At 65.9% G+C, this 26,413-nt stretch carries 16 protein-coding genes and 1 pseudogene; 8 read left to right on the forward strand and 9 right to left on the reverse strand.

Features of this window, described 5'->3' with window-relative positions:
- Positions 1-9: 9 nt before the first annotated feature.
- From DM992_RS33270 to DM992_RS33305, 8 genes are all read right to left on the reverse strand, one after another.
- Positions 10-1,275: an ATP-grasp domain-containing protein gene (locus DM992_RS33270; protein WP_111020565.1), complete on the reverse strand. Its 1,266-nt coding sequence runs from the start codon at positions 1,273-1,275 to the stop codon at positions 10-12.
- A 15-nt stretch (positions 1,276-1,290) separates the two neighbouring features.
- The gene (locus DM992_RS33275) at positions 1,291-2,646 is read right to left on the reverse strand and encodes a SidA/IucD/PvdA family monooxygenase (protein WP_111020566.1); all 1,356 of its coding nucleotides are present in this window, start codon (positions 2,644-2,646) and stop codon (positions 1,291-1,293) included.
- Positions 2,643-3,788, reverse strand: coding sequence for an FAD-binding oxidoreductase (locus tag DM992_RS33280; RefSeq protein WP_111020567.1), 1,146 nt, complete (start codon positions 3,786-3,788; stop codon positions 2,643-2,645). The genes DM992_RS33275 and DM992_RS33280 overlap by 4 nt, the downstream gene beginning before the upstream one ends.
- Positions 3,785-5,197 (reverse strand): lysine 2,3-aminomutase, encoded by a 1,413-nt coding sequence (locus DM992_RS33285; protein ID WP_111020568.1) that lies wholly within the window; start codon positions 5,195-5,197, stop codon positions 3,785-3,787. Before DM992_RS33285 ends, DM992_RS33280 begins: the two co-directional genes overlap by 4 nt.
- A gap of 174 nt (positions 5,198-5,371) precedes the next feature.
- Positions 5,372-6,700 (reverse strand): MFS transporter, encoded by a 1,329-nt coding sequence (locus DM992_RS33290; RefSeq protein WP_111020569.1) that lies wholly within the window; start codon positions 6,698-6,700, stop codon positions 5,372-5,374.
- Between the two features lie 71 nt (positions 6,701-6,771).
- Positions 6,772-7,659: an oxaloacetate decarboxylase gene (locus DM992_RS33295; protein ID WP_060233159.1), complete on the reverse strand. Its 888-nt coding sequence runs from the start codon at positions 7,657-7,659 to the stop codon at positions 6,772-6,774.
- An 8-nt stretch (positions 7,660-7,667) separates the two neighbouring features.
- Positions 7,668-8,558 (reverse strand): amidohydrolase family protein, encoded by an 891-nt coding sequence (locus tag DM992_RS33300; protein WP_111020570.1) that lies wholly within the window; start codon positions 8,556-8,558, stop codon positions 7,668-7,670.
- 71 nt (positions 8,559-8,629) lie between these two features.
- Entirely contained in the window at positions 8,630-9,892 is a 1,263-nt protein-coding gene (locus DM992_RS33305; protein WP_239511546.1) for an MFS transporter, read from the reverse strand.
- 157 nt (positions 9,893-10,049) lie between these two features.
- On the opposite strand from DM992_RS33305, the gene DM992_RS33310 reads away from it, so the two are divergent.
- Positions 10,050-10,946: a LysR family transcriptional regulator gene (locus tag DM992_RS33310; protein ID WP_111020572.1), complete on the forward strand. Its 897-nt coding sequence runs from the start codon at positions 10,050-10,052 to the stop codon at positions 10,944-10,946.
- 411 nt (positions 10,947-11,357) lie between these two features.
- Here DM992_RS33310 and DM992_RS33315 read toward each other — a convergent pair.
- Positions 11,358-12,575 (reverse strand): annotated as a pseudogene (locus DM992_RS33315) (IS3 family transposase); the annotation flags it as partial.
- 356 nt (positions 12,576-12,931) lie between these two features.
- On the opposite strand from DM992_RS33315, the gene DM992_RS33320 reads away from it, so the two are divergent.
- From DM992_RS33320 to DM992_RS33350, 7 genes are all read left to right on the forward strand, one after another.
- On the forward strand, positions 12,932-13,246 hold the full coding sequence (locus tag DM992_RS33320) for a helicase (protein WP_111020573.1): 315 nt from the start codon (positions 12,932-12,934) through the stop codon (positions 13,244-13,246).
- Between the two features lie 645 nt (positions 13,247-13,891).
- On the forward strand, positions 13,892-14,731 hold the full coding sequence (locus DM992_RS33325; protein ID WP_239511509.1) for an alpha/beta fold hydrolase: 840 nt from the start codon (positions 13,892-13,894) through the stop codon (positions 14,729-14,731).
- Positions 14,732-14,888: 157 nt separating this feature from the next.
- Positions 14,889-15,839 carry a UDP-glucuronic acid decarboxylase family protein gene (locus DM992_RS33330; protein ID WP_111020575.1) on the forward strand — a complete coding sequence of 317 codons (951 nt, stop codon included), beginning with the start codon at positions 14,889-14,891 and terminating at the stop codon, positions 15,837-15,839.
- Between the two features lie 198 nt (positions 15,840-16,037).
- Positions 16,038-17,348: a diaminobutyrate--2-oxoglutarate transaminase family protein gene (locus tag DM992_RS33335; RefSeq protein ID WP_111020576.1), complete on the forward strand. Its 1,311-nt coding sequence runs from the start codon at positions 16,038-16,040 to the stop codon at positions 17,346-17,348.
- 77 nt (positions 17,349-17,425) lie between these two features.
- Entirely contained in the window at positions 17,426-18,397 is a 972-nt protein-coding gene (locus DM992_RS33340; protein WP_111021568.1) for a TauD/TfdA family dioxygenase, read from the forward strand.
- A gap of 211 nt (positions 18,398-18,608) precedes the next feature.
- A complete protein-coding gene (locus tag DM992_RS33345; protein WP_111020577.1) occupies positions 18,609-23,024 on the forward strand; it encodes a beta-ketoacyl synthase N-terminal-like domain-containing protein in 4,416 nt (1,471 codons plus the stop codon).
- Positions 23,021-26,344: a type I polyketide synthase gene (locus DM992_RS33350; protein WP_111020578.1), complete on the forward strand. Its 3,324-nt coding sequence runs from the start codon at positions 23,021-23,023 to the stop codon at positions 26,342-26,344. Before DM992_RS33345 ends, DM992_RS33350 begins: the two co-directional genes overlap by 4 nt.
- Positions 26,345-26,413 lie beyond the last annotated feature (69 nt).

A 26,413-nucleotide genomic window follows, 5' to 3' on the forward strand; every position in this document is an offset into this window, starting at 1 on the left:
GCCTCCGGGTCAGTCCAGCGTGACGGTCACGTCGGCCGCGAGTTCGCGCAGCAGCGCCACGATGTCGCGGTCGAGTTCGCACTGCGCGATCAGGTACGCGATCTCGTACGCCTTGAACACGTCCTTCGGCAGCGCCATCTGCGCGCCCTTGCCGGCGACGACCTGCAGGAACCGCAGCTCCGGCCGCCGCCACAGCCGCTCGAAGCCCTCGACACGGGCGATGCGGCCGAGCCCCGGCGGCATCACGATGCGCTGTCCGGCGCGCGTCGACGCGGTGCCGAGCCGGTCGTCGAGCGGGCCGTCGATCGCGCCGCGTGCGAGATCGAGCACGGTGCGGTACGGCGAGAAGCCCGCGACGCTGTACGGGATCAGATGCGAGTTGATGAACTCGCCGCCGAGCCGCCCGCCGATCTCGAGAATCTTCGGACCGTCGCGCGTCACCATCACGTCCGCGTGGAAGCCGCACCAGTCGATGCCAGTCGCCGCGACGCCCGCGCGCACCATGTCGCGGATCGCCGCCTGCATGTCGGCCGGCAGCAGCGACGGCGTCACGTTCTCGTACTGGATCGGGATCGACCGGTCGAAGGTCTTGTCGATGATCGCGTTGATCGCGACGCGGCCGTGCGCGACGACGCCGGACACCGAATGCTCGCTGCCCGTCAGCTGCTCCTCGAGCAGCGCGTGATCTCCGTACAGGCTGAACATCTCGCCCTTCTCCGGCAAGTTATACGCGCGAAACGCGCGATAGACGTCGACAGGGTCGGCGAGCCCATCGACCGGGAAGATGCCGCGGCTGCCGGAGTTGCCGGCCGGCTTGAGCAGCGCGGGCGCACCGATCCGCTTCAACGCGGCGGTGAATTCGGCTTCGCTGCTGACGACCGCGTAGCGCGGGTTCGCGTTCGGCACCGCGTCGAGCACGCGGCGGGTCGCGGCCTTGTCGCGCACGTTGAGCGCGGCGTCCGGCGCCGTGCCGCGCAGGCCGAGGCTATGCGACAGCCGGCTCGCGAGCACGACTTCGAGATCCTTCCACGCGACGACGCCGGACAGCTCGACGCGATGTTCGCGCAGGTAGTCGAGAATCGTCCGCTCGGCCGCATCGTAATCGCCGAGCCGTGTCGGAATGATGCCGGCGCAGCCGAACGAGCGGAACGCGTCCGGCGTCGGCGTCGCCACATAGAGGTCGAGCCCGAGGCTGCGCGCCGCGTCGATTTCGGCGATCCGCTCGCCCGGAAGCGCGCGTGTGTCGAGATACAGCATGGCCGGTGCATGGGTCATGGCGAGGTGCTCCTGTCAGTTCACGAGTTGTTGGGTGGCGGCCTGCGGGGCGTCGCCGTGCGGCCAGTCGACGAAACCCGGCGGCGTGCCGACCTCGTAGATGGACGCGCCCGCGATCGCATTCGCGATCCGGCCGCTGCGCCACGCGGCCAGGCTCAAGTTCGGGTCGGCGATGCCGCGCGTCGTGCGCGCGGCGTTCTGGAAGAAAATCCGCGCGGCGCTCGGCCGGTTCCAGCGCACCGCATAGTCGTCGTCGAGCTCCGGCGCGCCGTTGCGCGTGTGCATCTCGAAGCGCAACGATTCGAGCGCGCCGGGCATCTGGAATTCGCTGCCCGTCGCGAGCAGCACGACGTCCGCATGCAGCGGCGCGTGCACGCCGGTGCCGTCGTCGACGCTCAGCACGTAGCCGCCGTCCGCGCGGTGCAGGTTCGCCATGCTGCGGCCGGGCATCAGTGAGCAATGGCCGGTGCGCCCTTCGATGTGGGTGATCTCGTAGAGCCGCTGGTAGATCGCCGTCAGCAGCGGCAGCGTGACGCCGTCGCTCGCGAGGCGCTGCGTCTCCAGCGCGTCGCGCTTGCGCTCCGGCGACAACCGCGAGAAATGTTCGTTGTATTGCGGCACGAACCATTCGTTGACGAACGGTGAATCGTCCATCGGCAGGAAGTTCTCGCGCCGCGTGAGCCAGGCGATGTGCGCGGGCGCCGCGTCGCCCGTCAGCCCGAGCAGGTGCAGCGCCAGCTCGGCGCCGCTCTGGCCGCCGCCGACGATCGCGACGCGCCGGCCGGCGAGCGCCGGCCGCGCGGTGCAGAACTGCGACGAATGCAGCACGTCGGCGCCGAGGTGCGGCCGCGCGCACGCGGGCACGGTCGGACGCAGGCCGACGCCGACCACGAGGTTCGCGGTGCGCACGACGCCGTTCGAGGTCGTGACGCGCAGCGCGCGCCCGTCGCGCACGACGCTTTCGACTTCACAGTCGAATCGCAGGTTGTCCAGGGACGCGCACACCCACTGCATGTACTGTTCGAACTCGCGGCGGCGCACGGTCGGAAAGCGCGCGTTCGCGAACGCGTACAGCCGTTCGGTGCGTTGCAGGAACGCAATGAACGAGTAGCGGCTGCACGGATCGGCCAGCGTCACGAGGTCCTTCAGGAAGCTCGTCGTCAGAGACGAATCGGCGAGCATCAGCCCCGGATGCCAGCGGAACTCGGGCCGGCGTTCGACGAACAGCGAGCGCAGCCCGCCCAGCGGCGCCAGCAGCGCCGCGAGGCTCAGGTTGAACGGACCGACGCCGATACCGAGCACGTCGACTTCTTCCCCGGCAAAGGCCCGCGGCTTCGCGCCGTCGAGCGTCTGGAATTCGAAAGTGTTCATCGCGCCTCCCCGGCACCGGTGATCGAATCGTGAAAGGCAACGTCGTCGGCCTGGCCGAGCACGTGCGCGGCGAGCGCCGCGCCGCCGTGAACGGCCGTGGCGATCCCGCTGCCGCAATAACCGCCACACCAGCCCATCCGTCCGGCCGTGCCGACATGCGGCACGCCGAGCGCCGTGAAGCCGAGCGGCGCGGACCATACGTGCTCGACGCCCACGTGCTCGAGCGCCGGGAAATACGCGGCCAGCCGCGCACGCAACGCGGCCTCGACGCCCGCGGGCGGAAAGTCGGCCGCGAGGCCGAGCCGGCTGCCGAACAGCAGCCGCCCGCTGTCGTCGAGCCGGAAATAGTCCTTGTCGGCGGACAGCGTGCCGTACGCGCGCGGCTGCCGCGAAATGCAACGCTGCGTCGCGTCGTCGAGGATGCGGGTCGCCAGCAGGTGCGTGTCGTAGCGTTCAAGCGGCGGGCGCAGGTCGGCCGGTAGCAGCGGCCAGGCATCCTCCGCGCACACCAGCACGGTGCCCGCGTCGAGCGTCGCATCGCCTAGGTCGAGCGCGGCCGCACCGGGCGCGAGCCGCACGGCATTCACGCACACGCCGCGCCGGATCCGCACGCCGAGCGTGGTGGCCCGCATCCGCATCGCATCGCGAAGCGCGCGCGGCCGGATCAGTGCGAAGCTCAGGTTCAGCAGCCCCGCGACCGCGCGCGCCGCACCGGTTTCCTGCGTGACCGCCTGCGCATCGAGCCACGCGACGCGCGCATCCTGCCGCGCCGCGTAGTACTCGAAGCGGTGCGCCAGCTGCACCGCCGACGCGTCGTCGCACGCGAGCGTGATATGGCCGGGATGCGCCCAGCCGCACGCGAGGTTGCGGCTGTCGACGAAGCGCTTCAGGTAAGCGATGGCCTGTGCGGCCGTGCGCTCGGCGGCCTGCGCCTGCGCGGCCGAAATCGGGCCGCGCGGCAGCGCCGGCGCGACGCTCGCGACCGAGCCGAAGTTGAATGCGCTCGGCACGTCGCCGGGCGGATCGGCGTCGCAGACCTCAACCGTCGCGCCCTGCTCCGCCAGGTGGATCGCGGCGGACAGCCCCGTGTAGCCGCCGCCGACGATCGCGACGTCGGCGGTTCGTGTGCCGGGCGCTCTCATGCGTGCTCCGGCTGGTGTTGATGCGCGGCGACGAATGCGCGGTACGCCCCGTCGAAGAAGAACGTGGGCTCGCCATCCGGCGGCTCGAGCTGGTCGAGCCAGCAGGCCGTCGCCGAATACTTCGCGAGAAACGGCCGTCGCAGCCAGCGCGGATCACGCGCCTGCAGGAAATTCAGCAGGAAGTAGCGCTGCCCCTGCAGTTCGAGCGTGCCCGCGACTTCGACCTTGCCCGGGCCTGCGCTCATCGACGGGCCGCGCGCGCTGCGCGCGAGCCCAGACACCGACGCGATCGCAGTGTTGTAGATGTCGAGCGCCCGCGCGAGCGGCAGCTCGAAATAACCGCGCGGCCCCGTGTCGCGCTCGACGAACATGTAGTACGGCACGATGCCGAGCCGCACCTGCCCGACCCAGTTGCGCCGCCAGACTTCCGCGTCGTCATTGATATGGCGCAGCACCGGCCCCTGCGAACGGATCACGACGCCGATGCGGCGCAGGTTCATCACGGCCTGCTCGGCAATCTCCGTCGACAGTTCGCGCCAGTGGTTCAGGTGCGCCATGACCGTCACGTTGCGCCCGGCATCGATCAACGTGCGCAGCAGCGCGAGCAGCTCGGGCGTATCCGGATCGCTGACGAAACGGTACGGCCAGTAGGTCAGCGCCTTCGTGCCGATCCGGATGTTGCCGACATGCTCGAGCCCCGGCTCCAGCAGCGGCGTCAGGTACTCGCGCAGGCGCGCCGCGCTCATCACCATCGGATCGCCGCCCGTCATCAGCAGGTCGGTCACTTCGCCGTGCGCGCGCAGGTACGCGTGCAGCCGCCCAGCTTCGCTCGACGCGAATTTCAGCGACGCGTCGCCGACGAACTGCGGCCAGCGGAAGCAGAACGTGCAGTACGCATGGCAGGTTTGCCCGTGGCTCGGGAAGTACAGCACCGTCTGCGCATACTTGTGCTGGATGCCCGGGCAGGGCTCGCCGCCCAGTTCCGGCTCATTGAGCCGCTGGTCCGCCGGGTGCGGGTTCATCCGGGCGCGCAGGCGCCCGACTAGCGCGTCCAGGTCAGCCTGGCGCGCCGCGTCGCGCGACAGCGCGGCCAGCTCCCCGAGCTCGTCGGGTGCAAGCATGTCGGGCTGCGGAAACGTCAGCCGGAACAGCGGGTCGTCCGGTACGTTCGTCCAGTCGATCAGTTGCTCGACGACATAACGGTTGACCTTGAACGGCAGCACGCGTGCGACCAGCCCGATCTGCTCGCGCATCGACGCCGGCAGCATCGCGAGCTGCGGGATATCGTCCAGCTTCGACCGATTGTACGCCTTGAACACGGGATGGACCGCGATCGGCGGCCGTGGCAGCACACCACTCGGCACGCCGTCGCGCGTGGATATCCGTTGGCCCTCGGATAGTTCGATCATTGACTCGACTCCATTTTTTTAGATGTACTAATGTATGTCGTGTGTTTCGTCTGCTAGCCTCCGACGCCGAGGCAGCCCGTTGGCGTCCTGCAGATACTAGAAGCAATCGCCGCGGCGAAGCATTACGGCCGTGTTATTTATCCATAAGCGTTTCGCATGCGGCTTCGCACCAATTCAGCGGGGAGCGGCAGCGCCCACCGCCGGCCGAGCCGGTCGCGCGCGCCTGGCCGGATGGGTTTCCGGCATCCGCCAGTACACGGCCAGCGAAATCGCTGCGCACGCCGCCACGTACCAGAAGAACATCGATTCGTTGCCAACCGCCTTCAGCCGCAGCGCGACGAATTCGGTCGTGCCGCCGAGGATCGCCGTCGTCAGCGCGTAAGGCAGCCCGACCGCCAGCGCGCGGATCTGCGGCGGGAACAGCTCGGCCTTCACCAGCATGTGCACCGACGTGAAGCCGCTCAGCACGACCAGCCCCGCGAATACCAGCGCGAACGCGGCGAGCGGTTCGTGCACATGCCCGAGCGTCGTGAAGATCGGCACGGACAGCAGCGTGCCGCCGATCCCGAACCACAGCAGCACCGGCCGGCGGCCGACGCGGTCCGACACGAGGCCGAACAGCGGCTGCAGCGGCATGTACAGCAGCAGCGCGGCGGTGCAGATCCAGGTCGCCGTTTCCTTGTGCAGCCCGACCGAGTTGACGAGGTATTTCTGCATGTAGACCGTGTACGTGTAGAACGCCACGGTGCCGCCGACCGTGATGCCGATCGCGAGCAGCAGTTCGCGCCAGTGCGCCGCGAGGTCGGCCGTCATGCGCGTCTTCGCCGCGCGCGCCCGGCTGGCGATGAACGCATCGCTCTCCACGACGTTGCGGCGCATGTAGAGCGCGAACAGCGCGAGCACGCCGCCGACGAAGAACGGAATCCGCCAGCCCCAGCGCTCGAGGTCGTGCGTGCCCGCGAAGATGCGCTGCATCGCGAGCATCAGGCCGAGCGCGACGAGCTGGCCGGCGACCACGCTCACCTGCAGGAAGCCGACATAGAAGCCGCGCCGGTTCGGCGGCGCGATCTCGCTCAGGTAGGTCGCGCTGGTGCCGTATTCGCCGCCCATGCTGAGCCCCTGCAGCAGCCGCGCGGCGACCAGCAGCGCCGGCGCGAGCACGCCGATCGTCGCGTACCCGGGCGTGACGGCGATCAGCATCGATCCCGCGCACATCGCGAGCACCGACTTCGTCAGCGCGGCCTTGCGTCCGCGCCGGTCCGCGTAGACGCCGACGAGCCAGCTTCCTGCCGGCCGCGCGATATACCCGACGGCCGCGATGGCCGCCGTGTTCATCAGTTGCACGGTCGGCCGGTCGGCCGGAAAGAATGCCGGCGCGAAGTAGATCGAGAAGATGCTGTACGCGAGAAAGTCGTACCACTCGATCAGGTTGCCGGCGAGCCCGCCGACGATCGAGCCGATGCGCGGCCGCTCGCCGGCCGCCCCGGTGGGGGAAATTGCCACGCTCGTCTCCTGTTCTTGTTCGTATGTGCCGGGCGGCCGCCGGTGTTGCCGGCCCCGCCCGTGCCGGCGGCTTATGCGCGATCGGCCCCGTAGCGGGCGTCGAGCGCGTCGAAGCGCGCCTTGTCGACGAGCCGCTGCCGTTCGGCGAACGGCGCGACGAGCGCGGGGTTTTCGTCGAGCCGGCCCGTGTCGCGCAATTCGGTCAGAGCGGCCTGCATCCCGTGCACGGCCCCCTGCAGCGCCGCATTCGCGTACAGCACGACGCCGTAACCGAGGCGCGCCAGTTCGTCGCGCGAGCGCGTCGGCGTCTTGCCGCCGATCACGATGTTGATCAGCTGCGGCGTGTCGAACAGCGCGGGCAGCCGCTCGACGTCCTGCGGCGTGTCCATCGCCTCGATGAACAGCACGTCCGCGCCGGCTTCCGCGTAGCGGTGCGCGCGCTCGATCGCGTCGTCGATGCCGTGGACGGCGGCCGCATCGGTACGCGCGACGATCAGCAGGTTCGGATCCACGCGCGCGTCGACGGCCGCCTTCAGCTTGCCGACCATTTCCGCGGCCGGAATCACTTCCTTGCCCGCGAAGTGACCGCATTTCTTCGGCAGCACCTGATCCTCGAGCTGGATCGCGTCGGCGCCGCTGCGCTCGAGCGTGCGAACCGTATGCAGCACGTTCAGCGCGTTGCCGAAACCGGTATCGGCATCGACCATCAGCGGCAGGTCGACGGCGCCGCGCACGCGCGCGGTGTGCTCGGCCAGCTCGCCGAGCCCGACGAAGCCGAGATCCGGCAGGCCGAGCGACATGTTGGTGACGCCGGCGCCGCTCAGGTACAGCGCGCCGAAGCCGAGATCGGCGGCGATCCGCGCGCTCAGCGCATTGAATGTGCCAGCGACGAGCAGCCCCTGGCGGGCGGCGATGCTGCGCCGGAACGCGGCGCGACGAAGGGCGGTTTGATCGGACATGCAGGGCCTCATTGGTCGAAACGGAACAGGGTTCGCGGCGAGTCGCGCAGCACGCGCGTGCGCTCGCCGGGGTCGGGCAGCCAGCGTTCGAGCGCCGCGCAGGTCGCGCCGAAATCGACGCGCTCGCGATGCTGCGTATGCGGCCAGTCGCTGCCCCACACGAGCCGCTCGGCCGTGAACGCGGCGCGCAGCGCCTGCGCGGCGCCGAGCGCGGCATCGGTGCCGTCGCCGGCCAGGCTGTTGCGGTACGCGGCCGACAGCTTGACCCATACGCGGCCGCTATCGGCGCGCGACAGCAGGTGACGGAAGCCGGGATCGCGCTCGCTGAGCGTCGGCGACGGGCGGCCGAAATGGTCGATCACGAGCGTGCACGATTGCGCGAGCAGGCTCGCGGCGATCACATGCAGGTCGGCTGCATCGCGATGAATCTCGACATGCCAGCCGAGCGCGTTGATGCGTGCGAACAGCGCGCGCCACACCCGCGTGCCGAAATCCGGAATCGGCAGGCCGATCAGATTGAGCCGCATGCCCACGACGCCCGCGCGATCCAGCGCGGCGAGCGCATCGTCGTCGATCACCGGATCGACCACCGCGACGCCGCGAAAGCGGCGCGGGTAGCGCCGCAGCACGTCGACGAAGAACCCGTTGTCGGTGCCGAGAAAACTCGGCTGCACCAGCACCGCGTGCGTGATGCCGTGCGCGGCGAGATGCGCGACGTACGCGTCGAGAGACGCATCGTAGTCGGGCGCGTGGCGCACGACCGGCGCGAGCGGCAGGCCGCGCGCAAACACGTGCGCGTGCGCGTCAACCGCCGCGACGGCGGCCGGTGATGCGTACCACGCGGCCGTGACCGGCACCGCTGAAACCGGTTCGACCGGCGGATTCACTGCTCGATCCATGACGACTTGCCTGCAAGAGGTGCCCGGCCCGGCAGCGGGCGACAGGCGACGGAATGAACGAAAGACGAAACCTACAGCGAAGCGCCGGCGCGCGCGTCGCCGTCGGCGCCCGGCCCGGGAGCCGCGTCGGGCAGGCGGCGCCCGCGCGTTTCCGGCAGGAACCACACCGCGATCACGACCAGCCCGTACGCGATACCGGCATCGATGCCGAGCGCCGTGCCGAGCGGCAGCGATTCGCCCATGCGCCCGACCAGCACCGGAAAGCCTGCCGACACGATGCGGCCGAAGTTGTAGCAGAAGCCGACGCCGCGTCCGCGCACGTTCTGCGGATACAGCTCGTTGAACAGCGTGCCGAGCGTCGCCGGGATACCGGCCGAGCACAGCCCGAGCGGAAACCCGACCAACAGCATCGCGATGTCGTTCAGCGGCAGGAACACGTACAGGTTCACCATCACCGCGCAGCATGCGGCGAACAGCATCACGTTGCGGCGGCGGCCGATCCGGTCCTGCAGGTACGCGCTGACGAAGCAGCCGCAGATGAACGCGACGATCACGACCGCGAGATACGTGCCGGTGCCGAGCACCGACAGGTGCCGCTCGGTTTTCAGGTAGGTCGGCAGCCAGATCGTGATCGCGTGATAGCCGCCGTGTGCGCCGACGCCGATCAGGCCGCCGACCACCGTCGTGCGCAACACCGACCGGTCGAAGATGCCGACCGTCTGCGTGTCGTCCGCCTGCGCAGGCGCAGGCTGCGCGCGCGGCGGCTCGACAATCGCGCGACGGATATACAGCACCAGCAGTGCGGGCAGCGCGCCGATCGCAAACAGCACGCGCCACGCCCATTCGGCCGGCAGCCACGCGAACACGATCATGTACAGCAGCACCGCCGCGCCCCAGCCGAAACCCCACGCGCTCTGCACGACGCCCATCGCCTTGCCGCGATGGCGCGCGCCGACCGTTTCCGCGAGCAGCACCGCGCCCGCGGTCCATTCGCCGCCGAAGCCGAGCCCCTGCAACGCCTTCAGCACCAGCAACTGCTCGAAGTTCTGCGCGAACGCGCTCAGGAACGTGAATGCAGAGAACCAGCACACGGTGATCTGCAGGGCCCGCACGCGCCCGTAGCGATCGGCGATTACGCCGGCCAGCAGGCCGCCGAGCGCGCCCGACACGAGCGTCACGCCGCCGATCAGGCCGGCTTGCCCCTTGCCGATGCTCCAGGTCGCGAGCAGCGCCGGGATCACGAGGCTGAACATCTGGGTGTCGAGGCCGTCGAGCGCCCAGCCGGCAAAGCAGCCGCGCAACGTGCGCCGTTCGGTCGTCGAGAGTTCGCGCATCCAGGTCAACGGAGGTCTCCTCGTGTTGTCGCCGTGCGCCGCCTGGTCGCGCCGCTATCGGAGGCGCCGCCGGTATCGACGACGCCCGATGTGCATCCTATGAATCATTTGGATAATTCGCTACCATGTTTCGAATAATTATTCATAACGCACGCTTATGGAAATCAGGCACGTCCGCTACTTTCTCGCCATCGCGGATTCCGGCAGCTTCACGCGCGCCGCCAGCGCACTGGGTATTGCACAGCCGGCGCTCAGCCAGGCGCTGAACCGGATGGAAAAGGAGCTGGGCGTCCGGCTGTTCGACCGGTCGAGGCGCGGCGCGACGCTCACGCCGGCCGGGCTCGCGATGGTCGACGACCTGCGCCTGAGCGTCGCGCGGCTCGACGCGGCCGCGCACCGAGCAGGCGAGATCGGCGCGCAGCGCGCCGGGCACCTGACCATCGGCTTCGTCAGCGCGGCGCTGTTCGACACGCTGCCGCGCGCGATCCGTGCACTGCGCGAGAGCGCGCCCGACGTCGAGCTCGTGATGAGCGAGATGAGCAATGCCGAGCAGGCGATCGCACTCGAACGCGGCGAGATCGACATCGGGCTGCTGCATACGCCGGTCGCGGTCAACGGCCGGATGCGCGAGAAGCTGATCAGGCGCGACCCGCTCGTCGCGGTGCTGCCGAAGGAGTTCCCGCGCCAGCCCGACGGCACGGTGACGCTGGCCGATCTCGCCGCGGCCGGCCTCGTGTGGTTTCCGCACGATCAGCTGCCGCTGATCCGCGCCGGTATCCTCAGCGCGTTCCGCCAGGCCGGGCATCCGGTGGACATCGTGCTCGACGTGAACCGCACGCTGACCGTCGTCGCGTGCGTCGCAGCCGGGTGTGGCGTGTCGCTGCTGCCGCGCTCGATCCACGCCTTCGCGTTCGACGGGGTGATCTACAGCCCGATCCACGACGGCGCCGCGCTGCCGAATTTCGAACTGAGCGCGATCTGGCCCGCCCGGTCGCGCCCGACACTCGCTGACCGCTTCGCTGCACTGCTGCCGTCGGCGGACACGCGTTTCTGAGCGGCTGACTTGACCAGGCAGATGCCCGGCGCCCGTCATCCGAGTTTGGGTACGCATACGACATTGCTTCTCGCACGATCATGGGCGCATATGGAACCTCACGCTTTACGTGCTGGCGTCGTTCTTCCGCCGTGTAAATGCATTTAAATGTCGGGGCTGATCTGATTTAAGTGTCGACTCTTATTCAGATCACAACTCTTACCTACCCCCTTTAAATCGACCCGCGGCGATGCCGCTGCTTCACGCGGGCGTGGAGCAGCCCTCTGAAACACAGGACATCGCCTCCCACGTAACCTAGCGGGTACGCCTAAAACTGATTTGCGTGAACAATTGCGATGCGGTGATAAGGTTCCCTATCCTGCTTGCGCATTCATCAATTCGTTGCATCGACGGGTTGAATCCGCAACTATCAGCCGCCGACTCGATGGCCGAATCCAGCATGGTATTGACGAGTTCAGCATCTGGCCGCGTGCCGATCGTCCAGCTCACGACAAGGCCGTCGAAGCAGTCGATCAGCGGCGACAGATAGACCTTGCCCGCTGGGATCTGGAATTCGGTGATGTCGGTGAGCCATTTCTGATTCGGAGCGGCCGCACCGAAATCGCGATTGATAAGGTTCTCCGGCGCGGGGCTGATTTCTCCACGATAGGAGCCGTAGCCGCGTTGTCTGGTTGTAGCAGCAGCGAGACCTCCCTGCCGCATCAACCGTCGCACGACCTTCTCTGAGATGAATACCTGCTGCCTGCCTAGTGCAGCGCGGATTCGGCGATAGCCGTAGCAGCGGTAATTGAGCTCGAAGATGTTGGCGATGACGCCACGTGCGGCTGCATACTTGTCGGCCAATAGCAGCCGTGCACGATGATAGAAGTAGGAACTGCAGGCAAGCCCCAGGACGGAAAGCAACTCCGGCAACGCGTAAGTTTGCTTCAGGGCGTCAACCAGCATCGTCTTCTCCCGGTTGCTCAGGAGTTGCGGGTTGCCGCCCATCTCTTTTTTTATCAGTTCGTTCGCCTTCTTGAGGATGTCGCGCTCGAGCTCGAGCTTCCGGATGTCGCGTCGAAGCGATTCGACCTGCTGTTCCAGCTCTGCACGCTCAAGGTTCGGTGCGGGCTTCTTCTGGCGTCTCATGGATGCTGGAGCCGCCTGACCGAGTAGCTGGCTCTTCCAGTTGTACAGCAGAGGCCTGCTCACGCCGGCTCTCCGGGCAACGACGCTCGCGCTTCCCTCTCTGGTGCACAGTTCAATGACGGCCGCCTGCCTGGCCTCGTGCGATTTCGGAACGCTGCTAGCGAGTCTGCCGACAATACGTTTTCCGATCTCGCGGCACAATTCTTCTATCCATTGGGAAAACGTTCCACGACTCGGATAGCCTAACGCCTTCAAGGTCGCAGCAGCACATCGGTCATGGCTCAGAAAGTGATCGACGGCAATCCGCTTCTGTTCGGCTGAATACCTTGGCGCAACACGAACATAGCCGGCTCGCAAATCATGACGCTGTTCGTATTCGCGATGCCAGGCCTTCAGCGAATTCTTCGTCGGGTAACCCAGCTGCCTGATGGTCGCCCTGATGCGCTTGCCCAATTTAAGATGCAGCTGAACTGCTCGAATGCGGTCTTCGTACGAGTACACAGACTACCTCCAGGTAGTCCAAGATTTTGTCCGCACCCCCTTGTACGGCACATCGGTGTTCGTCGCGACAGTCGTCAAAAGCGCCATGCCGCTAATCCGAATTAGCGGCATTGAACGCCATGCAAACAAAGCCCGACGGCCGTTGCATAGCAGTTCAAGTTCGGTTCAATCACGGCGGAAACGGGCTCACGGTCGCGTGCAAGGCACGCTTTCGGCCCTGCGGCGGCGTCCCGCCTCACCAGAAATCGCCCCTGTTAGACTGCCTCTCAGCGACCGCGGCCAACGCAAAACATGGCCGATTTTCGGCGGATCCTCGCGCAGCGTTAGAATAGCGCCCCTTCTCATGGGAGACGACAATGTCCTGGTTCGTTTATGAAGTGCCCGAGTACCACGAAGACGCTGCGCGCATCGAACCCTTCAGCGACCTGCGCAACCGTGTGCTGAAAGTCGGTGGCCTGGCCATGGCGGACGAACTGGAAAGCGTTCGCGAGAATGCCGCGGCGACAGCGGACACGCCCGAGCGCCCCCTGCGGACTCCGGAGAATCCGCAGGTCTTTCCGATTCCTTACGCCGACGCCATGATCCTGGTCGGGTTCATCTTCGATCTGAAACGCGAATTCCGGCAGTTGGTCGTGTCACCTGTGGAAATGCCCTGGCTGAAAGACGCGTAGCAGGCGGTCAGAACGGAAGCCGACGGGAGAGTTGCTCCTGTTCTGGAGTCGGGGTGCGAATATCCAGCGCACGCTTTCGGATACACATGCGTCGAGTTGGAACGGCCCCCGGTATGAGGGAGTGCCTTGCCTGACCAGCGTTAGAGTGGAGCGCCCCCTATGCTGCCACGTCAATCGCAGCACGCGACGGGCACACCGATGGGTGGCCGAAGGCCTGCAACAGCTGGCGAACCCAATGTGAGCACCCTGCCCGTTCAGGCGCAGACCTTCGTTATTGCGTAATGCTTAAAACGAGGAAAAAACGCAACAAAACCAACCTCGAACCCGGCCATTCTTAAATGGCCGGCAGATGTACATCTGCATTCGGGTGTGACATCAGGGGACGATATTTTCGACTATGCGCGTCCCCTTTTCCTACGACATACATCCACGCGGCCTCATGTTTAACTCATGCCAAACCGGATCGGGCGTATTCCGAATCCGGGCGGCGCGCGCCTTGAATGTTCACGAAGCCAATCAATGCTTCCATGACTTCCGGTGTGCTTCACGCACTGCCTTTGTACAGCGATGACGAACCGGCTATAGGCGTGTGAACCGCGGCGCGCTTGGCTATCGCGCCCGCTTCTCTCCAAGTGAAGATTGCCGATGCATCGCCATGGCAACCATGACCGGAACTTTAATGGTGAAAAACGCCGAACACATGAATTTCCGCAGCGCGATTTCCTGTGCGCCAGTAGCAAACGAGCCGCTCGAGTGCCCGCTCGCATGCATCTGATCTGTTTTCCCTATGCGGGCGGATCGGCCGCCGTTTATCGTGGTCTGCAAGCCTTGTTGCCCGGCATCGAAGTGCGCCGTCATGAACTTGCAGGCCGAGGCAGCCGCCTGTCCGAGCCTGCCGTACGAGACATGTCGACGCTGATCGACGCGTTGCTGTTCGACTTGGACAACTGCTTCGATCGTCCCTTCGCACTGCTCGGACACAGCATGGGCGCGGCTATTGCCGTCGAACTGGCGCTGCGGCTTCCCGCCCAGGCGCAACCGAACCTCCGGCATCTGTTCGTGAGCGGGCGCGCCGCACCGGGCAAGGAGCGACCTGTTCGACGCATGCAGGCGCTGGACGACCGCGCCTTCATCGATGCACTGCACGAGATGGGCGGCACACCGAAGCCGGTGCTGGACAACAGCGAACTGATGGCACTGCTGATGCCGGCGCTGCGTGCGGATTTCACGATGATCGAAAACTACCGGCCCGCGCCCGGGCGCAGGCTGGCGGTGGACATCACCGCGTTCGCGGGCCGGGCGGATGAACAGGTCCCCGTTGATTCCGTTGCAGGCTGGGGCGCCGAGACGACCGGGCACTTCGATTTTCATGTCATCGAAGGAGATCATTTCTTTATGAGAAGCGAAATGCGGACGATGGCCGGCATCATCGCGGCGCGCCTGCGGCGCGCGGAATACGTTGCATCGAGCGCACTGCAGGCATGACGGGCCGATCCTCGCGATCGGCGTGCCGGCCGGTGCCGTGATCGTCGAATGAAGAGGCCCGCGCACCCTATCGGCTTCCATGCCGGAGCCGCGGGCCGGTCAAGCATGCCTGGAGGCCCCGCGTCGCTTCCTTGCGCGCGATACTTGGAGTGCAATTGTGCAACGTGATCGAAAGCGAATCCTCGTAACAGGTGGCGCGGGTTTCCTCGGTTCGCATCTTTGCGAGCGTCTGGTCGAACTCGGTCACGACGTATTGTGCGTCGACAACTATTTCACCGGCACGAAGCAGAACGTGGCTGCGCTGCTCGGCAACCCGAGCTTCGAGGCGCTGCGCCACGACGTGACCTTTCCGTTGTACGTCGAGGTGGACGAGATTTACAACCTCGCCTGTCCGGCTTCGCCAATCCACTATCAATTCGACCCCGTGCAGACCACCAAGACCAGCGTGATGGGCGCGATCAACATGCTGGGGCTCGCCAAGCGTACGCACGCACGCGTTCTGCAAACCTCGACAAGCGAAGTGTACGGCGACCCCGATGTGCATCCGCAACCGGAGAGTTACCGGGGCAACGTCAACCCGCTCGGGCCGCGCGCCTGCTACGACGAAGGAAAACGTTGCGCGGAGACCCTGTTCTTCGACTATCACCGCCAGCAAAACGTGCGAATCAAGGTGGTACGCATCTTCAACACGTACGGGCCACGCATGCATCCCAATGACGGCCGCGTGGTTTCCAACTTCATCGTGCAGGCGCTGCGCGGCGAGGACATCACGCTGTATGGCGACGGCAGCCAGACCCGAGCGTTCTGCTACGTCGACGATATGGTCGACGGTTTGATCCGGATGATGGCCACGCCCGCGGACCTCACCGGCCCGATCAATCTCGGCAATCCGCACGAGATCGCGGTCAGCGAACTTGCGCAGATCATTTTGCGCCTGACCGGCTCGAAGTCGCGGCTCGTATTCCGTCCGCTGCCGAAGGATGATCCGACACAACGTTGCCCCGATATTGGCCTCGCACGCGCCCACCTCGACTGGGAGCCGACGGTCGGGCTCGAAACGGGGCTCCGGCGGACCATCGACTATTTTCGCTCGACCATGCCGGCTTGACGCCGCGTCCGGAAACCACGCTTCGATGCTCGGGGTGCGATCGCATGACGTAGTGACGCTGCATCGCCTGTGTCCCATTTTTACGTGACAGACGCGATATGGACTACATGGTCCAATCAGGCCGTACCGTTACGCCATTGGCCAGGATGCAGCGATGCCAGTGTCCATCAATCCGCCTAGCAAGCCGGATCTCCGCGCATGGAAAAACTTGAGTATCTGAAGCATGTCGAATCGAGGGCGCGAACCTACGCGACATCTTTCCAACGGCTGTTTACCCATGCCAAAGGCATACGCGTACGCGACTCCGAGGGGCAGGAATACATCGACTGTCTGTCAAATGCTGGTACGCTCGCGCTCGGACATAATCACCCGGAAGTCAATGAAGCCGTCATGCGGTTTCTGTCGTCCGATCAAATACAACAGGCACTCGACCTGGCGACGCCGGCAAAGCACGCGTTCGTCGAGCAGCTTTTCTCGCTGTTGCCCAAGCAGATCGCCGAATCCGGCAAGATCCAGTTTTGCAGTCCCAGCGGGGCGGATGGCGTCGAAGCGGCTATCAAGCTGACCAAGCACTATACGGGCCGCTCGACGATCATGGCGTTCCACGGCGCCTACCACGGCATGACGGCCGGCGCACTCGCCGTGTCGGGAAATCTCACGCCGAAATCGGCCGGCGGCAATGGACGCGACGTTCATTTCCTGCCTTATCCCTATACTTTTCGCTGCCCGTTCGGCACCGATGGCTCGGCGACCGATCAACTCAGCATCAACTATATTCGGACCGTCCTGTCCGATCCCGAGAGCGGGATAACGAAACCCGCGGCAATCATTGTCGAAGTCGTGCAAGGCGAAGGGGGCTGCATCCCCGCTTCCGACGCCTGGTTGATCGAGTTGCGCAACCTGACGCTGCGGCATGAAATCCCGTTGATCGTCGATGAAGTGCAGACCGGACTCGGTCGAACCGGCGCCCTGTTCGCGATCGAACATTCCGGCATCCGGCCGGACGTACTGGTGTTGTCGAAGGCATTCGGCGGCGGCTATCCATTATCGGTGGTGGTCTATGACAAGCGCCTCGACACCTGGCCGCCAGGCGCGCACGCCGGCACCTTTCGAGGCAACCAGATTGCGATGGTGGCCGGCTTGTCGACCATGCGCATCGTCGAACGAGACGGTCTGTCGGCGCACGCGGACAGAGTCGGAAAACTACTGGTTGCCGGCCTCGAAGGGCTTGCCGAACGCTTCCCCTGTCTGGGCCAGATACGCGGCCGCGGCCTGATGATCGGCGTTGAAGTCGTCATGCCCGGCCCGCATGGCCAAGCCGGCCCGACCCATGCAGAACTGGCAAAAGCCATCAAGCTGAACTGCCTGAGAAACGGACTCGTCATCGAAACCGGCGGCCGCAACGGCGCGGTACTCAGGTTCCTGCCGCCGCTGATCGTTTCGGAAGCGGATATCCACGAGATTCTCAATCGCTTCGAGCATGCCGTGGAAACGGCCTGCCGTGCATAACCACACCGCGGTGCGACCACGCGGACCGACCGGTTCGGGTTTCACCGTGATCCACGTTCAGAAAAGGACTATTGATGATGCGGGGCATGACGGAACGCAAGCTGCTTGCCGACGGGAGCTCTCCGTGGCTGCTGGAGCCTGCGTCGAACGGGCGCGATATCGTGCCGGCGGTGAACGACAACCGAGCGGAGCTGGAATCCCGGCTTCTCGAACATGGCGCGCTGCTGTTTCGTGGCTTCGACGTTTCGTCCGTGGGCGCCTTCGAAGCGTTTGCTGACGCAATTTCGGCCCATAAGTCCGACTACGTCTATCGTTCCACTCCGCGCACCTCGATCGGCAATGGCATATTCACCGCAACCGAGTATCCGCCGAGCGAGACAATCGCACTTCATTGCGAAAACGCGTATCAACGAAGCTGGCCGCTGAGCGTTGCATTCTGTTGCCTTACTCCGGCCACGACCGGCGGTGAAACGCCGATTGCCGACATGCGCGAGGTGAGCCGCAGGATCGGACCGCGCATCCTGCAGAACTTCGAGGCGAAACAAGTCCGCTATGTCAGGCACTACCGGCGGCACGTCGACATTCCGTGGGAAACCGTCTTCCAGACCTCCGACCGCAGCCAGGTTGCGGCCTTCTGCGCAGACAACGGCATCGAGCTCGAATGGCTCGACGACGACACGTTACGCACCGCACAGATCAACCAGGGTGTGGCTTACCATCCGGTAACCCGCGACAGGGTGTTCTTCAATCAGGCACATCTGTTCCATATCTCGAACCTGGAAGCATCGCTTGCCAGTTCGATCGTCAGCCTGTTCGGCAATGACCGAATTCCGCGCAATGCTTTCTATGGCGACGGGAGTCCATTCGATCTCGCCGACATCGAGCAGATCCGCAACGCATTCCGCGAATGCGCCATCACGTTTCCATGGCAGCGAGGCGACGTCCTGCTGGTCGACAACATGCGCTTCGCGCATGGCCGCAACCCGTTCGAAGGCGAACGCAAGGTCGTCGTGTCACTGCTGGACCCGTACTCCCCCGACATCGAATAAATGGCCGACCGTCAGCCGGCGCGAGCATGCAAATCAATAAAAGTCCATATTGATCAAGTGTGCGAAACGCCGTGTCCATGGATTACGGGGCAGACGTCGTGTTAGAGCGATGCTCTAATTTCAATGCCATCCAATTCAGCAAGCAAGCTTGGCGGGATCGCCGCAACTGGTCCTGAGAAATTCAACGTTTGGCAGACAACGAAGGTTGAGTATGCTTCCCGATACAAAATTCAGGACTGTTACGGAAATATTGATATTTCGCGGCAAGGTCGAACCTGATAAGACGGCATTCATTTTTCTCGAGAACGGCGAATCGGAACTGACTCGACTCACGTTCGGCGACCTGGACAAGCGGGCTCGCGGCATCGCCGCCAGGCTGCACGGCATGGCGCAACCGGGCGATCGCGTCCTTCTGGTCTATCCGCCCGGACTGGAATTCATCTGCGCGTGGGTGGGATGCCTGTACGCCGGCCTGATCGGCGTGCCTGCCTATCCTCCGCGCAGGCATCGTCGCGCGGATCGTCTCAAGGCCATCGTCGCCGACGCCCGGCCGGTCGTCGCGCTGACCGACGCAGCCACGCTCGACGGCATGGTGCATCGCGAGGACGGCTATTCCGACACGCTGGAACTGAAGATCCTGGCGACGGACCAGGGCTTCGACGCACCGGCCGAACAATGGCGCGCACCGGAAATCACGCCGCAGACGCTGGCGCTTCTGCAATACACGTCAGGCTCCACCGGTACGCCAAAAGGCGTGATGATCAGCCACGCGAACATCCTGAGCAATATGGCGGTCATCGCGGAGGCGAGCGATGCCGATGCGTCGGCGGTGTTCGTCAGCTGGCTCCCGGTGTTTCACGACATGGGTTTCTTCGGGAAGGTGCTGCTGCCGATCTATCTCGGTGTGCTGTCGGTGCTGATGGCACCCGCGGCATTCGTGCAGAAACCCATCCGCTGGCTGCAGGCAATCACGAAATATCGCGGCACGCATTGCGCCGCGCCGGATTTCGCGTATGACCTGTGCGCGCGCAAAATATCCGATGAAGCCCGCGCGCAGCTGGATCTGAGCAGCTGGCGGGTTGCATTCAACGGCGCGGAACCTGTGCGCGCGGAGTCGGTGGCACGTTTTTCGCGCGCATTCGCCGCATGCGGCTTCGACGCGCAAGCCATGCGCCCGGTCTACGGCATGGCCGAGGCGACCTTGTTCATCTCCGGTCAGCCGGCACGCTCGCTGCCGCTCGTGGCGGACTACGACGCCGACGGCCTCGCGCAAGGCGTGGCAACGAGAAGCGACCGCGGCAAGCGCCACGCGCTGGTCTCATGCGGTCGGACCTGGGCGGAGCACCGCCTGCGGATCGTGAATCCGGATACCGGTGAGCGCTGCCCGCCCGACCGGATCGGCGAAATCTGGTTGACGGGCCCGAGTGTCGGCGTCGGCTACTGGAACCGCGTCGAGGAAACGGAGCACACCTTTCGCGCGAAGCTGGATGGCGATGACGCGCGTTACCTTCGCACGGGCGATCTCGGCTTCGTCGATGGCGAGAACCTCTTCGTCACTGGCCGTTTGAAAGACCTCATCATCGTCGCCGGCCGCAATCACTACCCGCAGGATCTCGAACAATCCGCCGAAGCAAGCCACCCCGCGCTGGCGCCCAACGCGTCGGCGGCTTTCTCGATCAGCGTCGATAACGTGGAGCGGGTCGTTATCGCATGCGAAGTGCGCCGGGAAGCGCTCAACACGCTGAGCGCCGAAGCCGTCGCCGCGGAGATCCGGCGCAAGCTCGCCGAAGAGCATGACGTCGATCTGTATGCGGCGATCCTGTTGAAGCCCGCCACGATCCTGCGCACGTCCAGCGGAAAAATCCAGAGGAGCCGAATCAGACAGGCATTCCTCGATGAACAGGGGCTCGCGATCGCGGGCGAGTGGCGGCGTTCGTTTTCCCCGGAGGTCGCACCCTCCGCGACAGCGGCACGCGACACGCAAGCGCTGGTGCAATGGTGCGTCGAGCGTGTTTCGCGTCTGTCGGGAATCGACTCCGGCAATATCGACCTCGACGCGCCGTTCAGCATCTATGGGCTCGATTCGCGGGACGCCATCATGCTCTCGGGCGAGTTGCAGGACTGGCTCGGGCTGCCGGTTTCCCCTACCGTCGTCTACGATTTTCCGAGTATTTCCCTGCTGGCGCGCCATTTGAGCGGCACCGGGAATGCCATGCCGGGCCAGGCGCCCGGTTCAGCCGAAGCACGCGCGGATATCGCCATCGTCGGCATGGGATGCCGTTTCCCCGGCGCCAGTAACCCCGACGCTTTCTGGCAGCTTCTGCTGCAGGGCCGGGACGCGGTCGGCGCGTCGCAGCAGCGCGCCGGCGACCTTCCGCCCACCGGACTGCTGGAACAGGTCGATCTGTTCGATGCGGCGTTCTTCGGCATCAGCGCTCGCGAAGCCGAATCGATGGATCCGCAACAGCGTCTGCTTCTCGAGGTTGCCTGGGAGACGCTCGAGCACGCGGGGATCGCGCCCCGGAGTCTCGCCGGCGGACGCACCGCGGTCATCGTGGGCATCAGCAATTCGGACTACATCCGTCTGGCGCAGGAAGAAGTCGCGGATGTGGGCCCTTATGTCGCGACCGGCAATGCGCTCAGCGTCGCCGCCAACCGCATTTCCTACACGCTCGATTTGCGCGGCCCGAGCTGGGCGGTCGATACCGCGTGTTCGTCGTCGCTCGTCGCGGTTCATCAGGCGTGCCGCGCGCTGCAGCGCGGCGAGTCCGATGCGGCGCTTGCCGGCGGCGTCAACCTGATTCTGGCGCCGCAATTGAGCGCCTCCTTCACGCAATCGGGCATGCTTTCGCCGGACGGCCGATGCAAGGCGTTCGATGCGGCAGCCAACGGTTATGTGCGCGGCGAAGGCGTGGGCATGGTGCTGCTCAAGCGTCTCGACGATGCGCTCGAGAACGGCGACACCGTGTTCGCCGTGATCCGCGGCTCGGCGATGAATCAGGATGGACGCAGCAATGGCCTGACCGCGCCCAATGGCCCGGCCCAGCAGGCCGTGATTCGCAGTGCGCTGCACGATGCCGGCGTACGCGCGCAGGACATCGGCTTCGTCGAAGCACACGGTACGGGAACGCCGCTCGGAGACCCGATCGAGTTGAACTCGCTGGCGGCGGTCCTGGGCGAATCTCGTCGGCCGGACGATCGCTGCTGGATCGGTTCGGTCAAGACCAACATCGGCCATCTGGAGTCGGCGGCGGGCATCGCCAGCCTGATCAAGACCGCCCTTGCGCTACACCATCGTGCCATTCCGCCGAACCTCCATTTCCGGTCGATCAATCCTCAAATCGCGCTCGACGGCACGCCCTTCCGTATTCCGCAGCAGGTCACGCCGTGGCATTCGGAACACGGGCCGCGCATGGCCGGCGTGAGTTCGTTCGGCTTCGGCGGCACCAATGCGCACATGATCCTGTCCGAAGCGCCAGGGCCCGGGGAGATCGAAGCCGACCCGGCGGCACCCGCGGCGCGCGTCGTGACGCTCTCCGCGCGCACGCCCGAAGCGTTGCAGGCGCTGGCGGCGTCCTATGCGGCGTATCTCGACGCCCATCCCGAGGTCCGCGTGCGGGATGTCGCGTTCACGGCAAATACCGGGCGCACCCACTTCACGCGGCGAGCGGCCATCGTCGCATCGAGTCTCGATGCGTTGCGTTCACGGCTGGACGCCGTTTCGGCCGGCGAGCCCGTCGAGACACCGCCTGCGGTGACCTTCCACTTTTGCGCCGACGACGGCGGCAGCGCCGACGCGGTTCGGCAATTGCGTTCAGACAGCCCCGCCTTCGGCGCGCTGATGCAGCGGCAATCCGACGCGCCCGGGCGCGTCTGCGCCGAAGCCGACTTCACGGCATTCCAGCGCGCGCTGGCGCAACTGTGGATGTCGTTCGGCATTACGCCGGGCGCCGTCAGCAGCACGGGCGACGGGCATCGCGCCGCAGCCTCGCTGGCGGGCGTGCCGCAGACGCCGGACGGCGGTGCGGCGGGAAACCACGGCGTCGTGATCGAAATCGGCGCGCACACGGCCGCGTGGGACACGATCCTGCACACGCTCGCCGATCTCTACGTACGCGGCGCGTCCATCAACTGGGATGCCGTGGAGCAGGACGCACCGCGCCGCCGGCTCGCCCTGCCAACCTACCCGTTCGAGCGTCGCGGCTTCTGGATCAGTCCACGCGCGCCTCGGCATCCGTTGCTCGGGCGACTCATGGAGCCGTACGCGCATTCGCCGGCCACGTGGATCTGGCAGTCGCGTCTTGACGCTCCGGCAACCACCTTTCTCAGCGGTCATCGCGTCAAGGGATCGCCCGTGCTGCCCTATTCCGCCTATGTGGAAATGGCGCTGGCAGCAACTTCGGAAATCGGCGCCGCCAGCCATAGCACGTTGAAGGACCTCGCACTGCATGCGCCGTTGCCGCTGCATCCGCATGAATCGCGCACCGTGCAGACCGTGCTGAGTCGCCAGTCCTGGGGACCGTTTTCGTTCGCCGTCTATCACCGGATCGACGACACCCGCACCACCGCGGCATGGCAGATGTGCGCGAGTGCCGAAATTCACGAATCGGATCGGAGCCACGCATGAAATTCGGCCTGATGTTCTTCGCCAGCAGTGAAGAGGCGCTGTCCGGCAACAAGTACCAGCTCGTGATGGAAAGCGCGCGTTTCGCCGATGCGAACGGGTTTTCCAGCGTCTGGGTGCCGGAGCGCCATTTCACCGAATTCGGTTCGCTGTACCCGAATCCCGCTGTCCTGCACGCCGCGCTTGCCGCTGCCACCCAACGCGTGAAGCTGGTTGCGGGCAGCGTGGTCGCAGCGCTGCACAACCCGATCCGGATCGCGGAAGAATGGTCCATGGTGGACAACCTGTCGAACGGCCGCGTGGGCGTGTCGTTCGCGTCCGGATGGAATCCGGACGACTTCGTGTTCGCGCCGGACAAATACGCGACCCGGCAGGACGACATGCTGACCACGATGCGCGCCGTCCAGCATCTGTGGCGCGGCGGTACGCTGGATGCGCGCAACGGCGTCGGCAAGCCGGTGCAGTTGCGCATCTATCCGACGCCGGTGCAGCCGGAACTGCCCGTCTGGGTGACTGCCGCGAGCAATCCGCAGACCTTCGTGCGCGCCGGTGAAGTCGGCGCGAACCTGCTGACCCACGTGCTCGACCAGGATCGGGACCAGCTCGCGCACAAGATCGCTCTCTACCGCGACGCGCGCGCAAAGCATGGCTTCGATCCGGCGGCCGGCACCGTGTCCGTGATGCTGCACACGTTCGTCGGCGACGATGCGGCGCGGGTGCGCGAGCAGGCGCGTGCGCCGTTCTGCAACTACATCCGCAGCAATATCGGGCTGTTGAACGGGCTGGCGCAGAGCCGCGGCCAGTCGGTGGACGTGCGCGCGATGGGCGCGCGCGAACTGGACGAGTTCGTCGAGTTTCTCTATGAACGCTTCGCGCAATCGCGCGGCCTCATCGGCACGCCGGAAACCTGCGTCGAACTCGTGCGGGATCTCGAGTCGATAGGCGTGGATGAAGTGGCCTGCCTGCTCGATTTCGGTCCGCCGGTCGAGCTGATCCTCGGCAATCTTCCACAGTTGCGTCGACTCCGGGAGATGTGCGCTCCCAGGCGATCCGCCGCGCCAACGAGATTCGATGCCGCTGCGGTGCAGGCCCGCTGCACCGAAACGACTTCGGGCGACGACTTCAATGGCGAAATCCGGCAGCACGGCGTGCAGATCGACGGCGTGTTCAACGCAATCCAGCAGATCTGGCGCACGGCCGGCGAGGCGCTGGGGAAAATCAGCCTGCCGGCGGACGCGCCGGCATCGTCGCAATACCAGGTGCACCCCGCTTTTCTCGACGCGTGCAGCCGCGTGCTCGCCGCCGCTATCGATCCGGACGCGCTGGAGGCGGGCGACCTGTACCTGCCCAGTTCGATCGGCGCGGTACGTGTTCATCAGCCGCCGTCGTCAGCAGATGCGTGGAGTCACGCCACGCTGCGCAAGCCGAGCGGGCAAGGCGCGCTGGAGGGCGATATCCGCGTCCATGACCTCGCCGGGCGACTGCTGATCGAGATCGATGCGCTGCGGTTGCAGCATGTGCGCGCCGGGCGAGCCGTCGAGCGGCACGACTTGTCCGCGCTGCTTTATCAGCGCGTGTGGAGACCGTCGAGCGTCGACGCGGCAAACGGCGGTTCGGCGCAGGGCGAGTGGCTGATTCTTGCCGACCGTGGCGGCGTCGGCGCGCAACTGTCCGGCCTGCTGGAAAGCGTGGGCGATACGTGCACGCTGCGCTTCGCCGACGCGACGCCGGAACTGTCCGCGCTCGACCGGCCGCTGAAGGGCATCATTCACCTGTGGAGTCTCAATCTCGCGCCCGCCGACGTCGCGGCGAGACGGCGTGCCAGCGCGAGCGTGCTGCAACTGGTCAGGACGCTGGCGTCACGCGCACCGGCAGCCCGGCAGGCGCGTCTGTGGCTGGTGACGTCGGGTGCGATGAATGTGCTGGACGGAGAATCGACCGCCGTCGCGCAGGCCCCCCTGTGGGGATTGGGCCGCGCGATCGCCGTGGAGCATGCGGCGATGTGGGGCGGGCTCGTCGACCTCGATCCCGCGCAGCCGTCAGCGGCGCACATCGTGCAAGCGGTACAGGCTGGCGGCCGTGAAGACATGATCGCGTTTCGCCGCGGACAGCGCTACGTCGCGCGCATCGCCCGCGACAATCGCGAATTCGTCAGCCACCGTCCGATCAGGTTCCACCATGACGCGACCTATCTGGTGACCGGCGGGCTCGGCGGGCTCGGCCTGCGGCTCGCGTCCTGGCTCGCCGCCAACGGCGCCGGCAAAGTCGTACTGCTCGGGCGCGGCGCGCCCTCCCCGGCAGCCGAGAAAATCCTGCGGACGCTCGACGCGCGGTTCGTTCGCACCGACCTGTCGCGTCGCGAGGACGTCGCGCAGGCGCTCGGTGAAATCGCGCATTCGATGCCGCCGCTCAAGGGGGTCTTTCACCTCGCCGGCGCGCTCGACGATGCGCTGCTGACGCGCCAGGACGACGACTTCTTCCATCGCGCCGGTAGCGGCAAGGCCGATGGCGCCTGGTATCTGCACGAACTGACGGCCGATCTGCCGCTCGACCATTTCGTCCTGTTCTCGTCGATGGCCGCGCTGATCACCATGCCGGGCCAGGGCAACTACGCGGCGGCGAACAGCTTCCTCGACGCCCTCGCGCAGCATCGGCGCGCGCAGGGGAAACCGGGGCTCAGCGTCAATTGGGGGCCGTGGGCGGACATCGGCCATGCCGCCACCGACTACGGACGGCGCGCGCACGAACAACTGGCCGCACTCGGCGTCGGCACGCTGCCGCCCGAACTGGCCATCGCGACGCTGGAACGGCTGATGGCGTCGGGCGTCGCCCAGTCCGGGGTGGCGCGCATCGACTGGCCGACCCTGTTCCGGGTCGATGCGCCGGCCGCCGGGTCGGCGCTGTTTTCCGAACTCGCGCAACCGGCCGCGCAGCCTGCGCAGCAGGAGACGGCATTGGTGCGCCAACTGCATGCGTGCGCGCCGCGCGAGCGGGTCGAACTCGTCACCGACACGCTCGCGAAGATGCTGGCCGAGACGCTGCGGCTCTCCAGCACCGACGCCATTGCGCCCGAGCAATCGCTGCTCGATCTCGGCCTGGATTCGCTGATCGCGCTCGAACTGACCGACCGCCTCACCAAGGCGTTCGGAAGGCCGTTTCGCGCGACGCTGTTCTTTTCCTATCCGAACCTGCAAACGCTCGCCCAATACGTGCTCAACGAACTGTCGCCTTCGCTTCCTGCTCCTGTCGTCGACGAAGCATCCGAAGACCTCGACGAAGACGATCTTTCCGAACTGATTGCCCAGGAGATCGGCGCCCAATGAACGCCAAGGCCACGCATGCACTGAAAGCCGCGCTCGACGAACTGCGCCTGCGGCGCGCGGAAATCGCGG

It is taken from the genome of Burkholderia sp. JP2-270, assembly GCF_003233675.1.
GTDB lineage: Bacteria > Pseudomonadota > Gammaproteobacteria > Burkholderiales > Burkholderiaceae > Burkholderia > Burkholderia pyrrocinia_C.

Bases quoted from the DNA above. Each gene is read 5' to 3' on its own strand.
- DM992_RS33270 (WP_111020565.1), bottom strand. From the start codon at position 1,275: ATGACCCATGCACCGGCCATGCTGTATCTCGACACACGCGCGCTTCCG.
- DM992_RS33275 (WP_111020566.1), bottom strand. From the start codon at position 2,646: ATGAACACTTTCGAATTCCAGACGCTCGACGGCGCGAAGCCGCGGGCC.
- DM992_RS33280 (WP_111020567.1), bottom strand. From the start codon at position 3,788: ATGAGAGCGCCCGGCACACGAACCGCCGACGTCGCGATCGTCGGCGGC.
- DM992_RS33285 (WP_111020568.1), bottom strand. From the start codon at position 5,197: ATGATCGAACTATCCGAGGGCCAACGGATATCCACGCGCGACGGCGTG.
- DM992_RS33295 (WP_060233159.1), bottom strand. From the start codon at position 7,659: ATGTCCGATCAAACCGCCCTTCGTCGCGCCGCGTTCCGGCGCAGCATC.
- DM992_RS33300 (WP_111020570.1), bottom strand. From the start codon at position 8,558: ATGGATCGAGCAGTGAATCCGCCGGTCGAACCGGTTTCAGCGGTGCCG.
- DM992_RS33305 (WP_239511546.1), bottom strand. From the start codon at position 9,892: ATGCGCGAACTCTCGACGACCGAACGGCGCACGTTGCGCGGCTGCTTT.
- DM992_RS33310 (WP_111020572.1), top strand. From the start codon at position 10,050: ATGGAAATCAGGCACGTCCGCTACTTTCTCGCCATCGCGGATTCCGGC.
- DM992_RS33320 (WP_111020573.1), top strand. From the start codon at position 12,932: ATGTCCTGGTTCGTTTATGAAGTGCCCGAGTACCACGAAGACGCTGCG.
- DM992_RS33325 (WP_239511509.1), top strand. From the start codon at position 13,892: ATGCATCGCCATGGCAACCATGACCGGAACTTTAATGGTGAAAAACGC.
- DM992_RS33335 (WP_111020576.1), top strand. From the start codon at position 16,038: ATGGAAAAACTTGAGTATCTGAAGCATGTCGAATCGAGGGCGCGAACC.
- DM992_RS33340 (WP_111021568.1), top strand. From the start codon at position 17,426: ATGCGGGGCATGACGGAACGCAAGCTGCTTGCCGACGGGAGCTCTCCG.
- DM992_RS33345 (WP_111020577.1), top strand. From the start codon at position 18,609: ATGCTTCCCGATACAAAATTCAGGACTGTTACGGAAATATTGATATTT.
- DM992_RS33350 (WP_111020578.1), top strand. From the start codon at position 23,021: ATGAAATTCGGCCTGATGTTCTTCGCCAGCAGTGAAGAGGCGCTGTCC.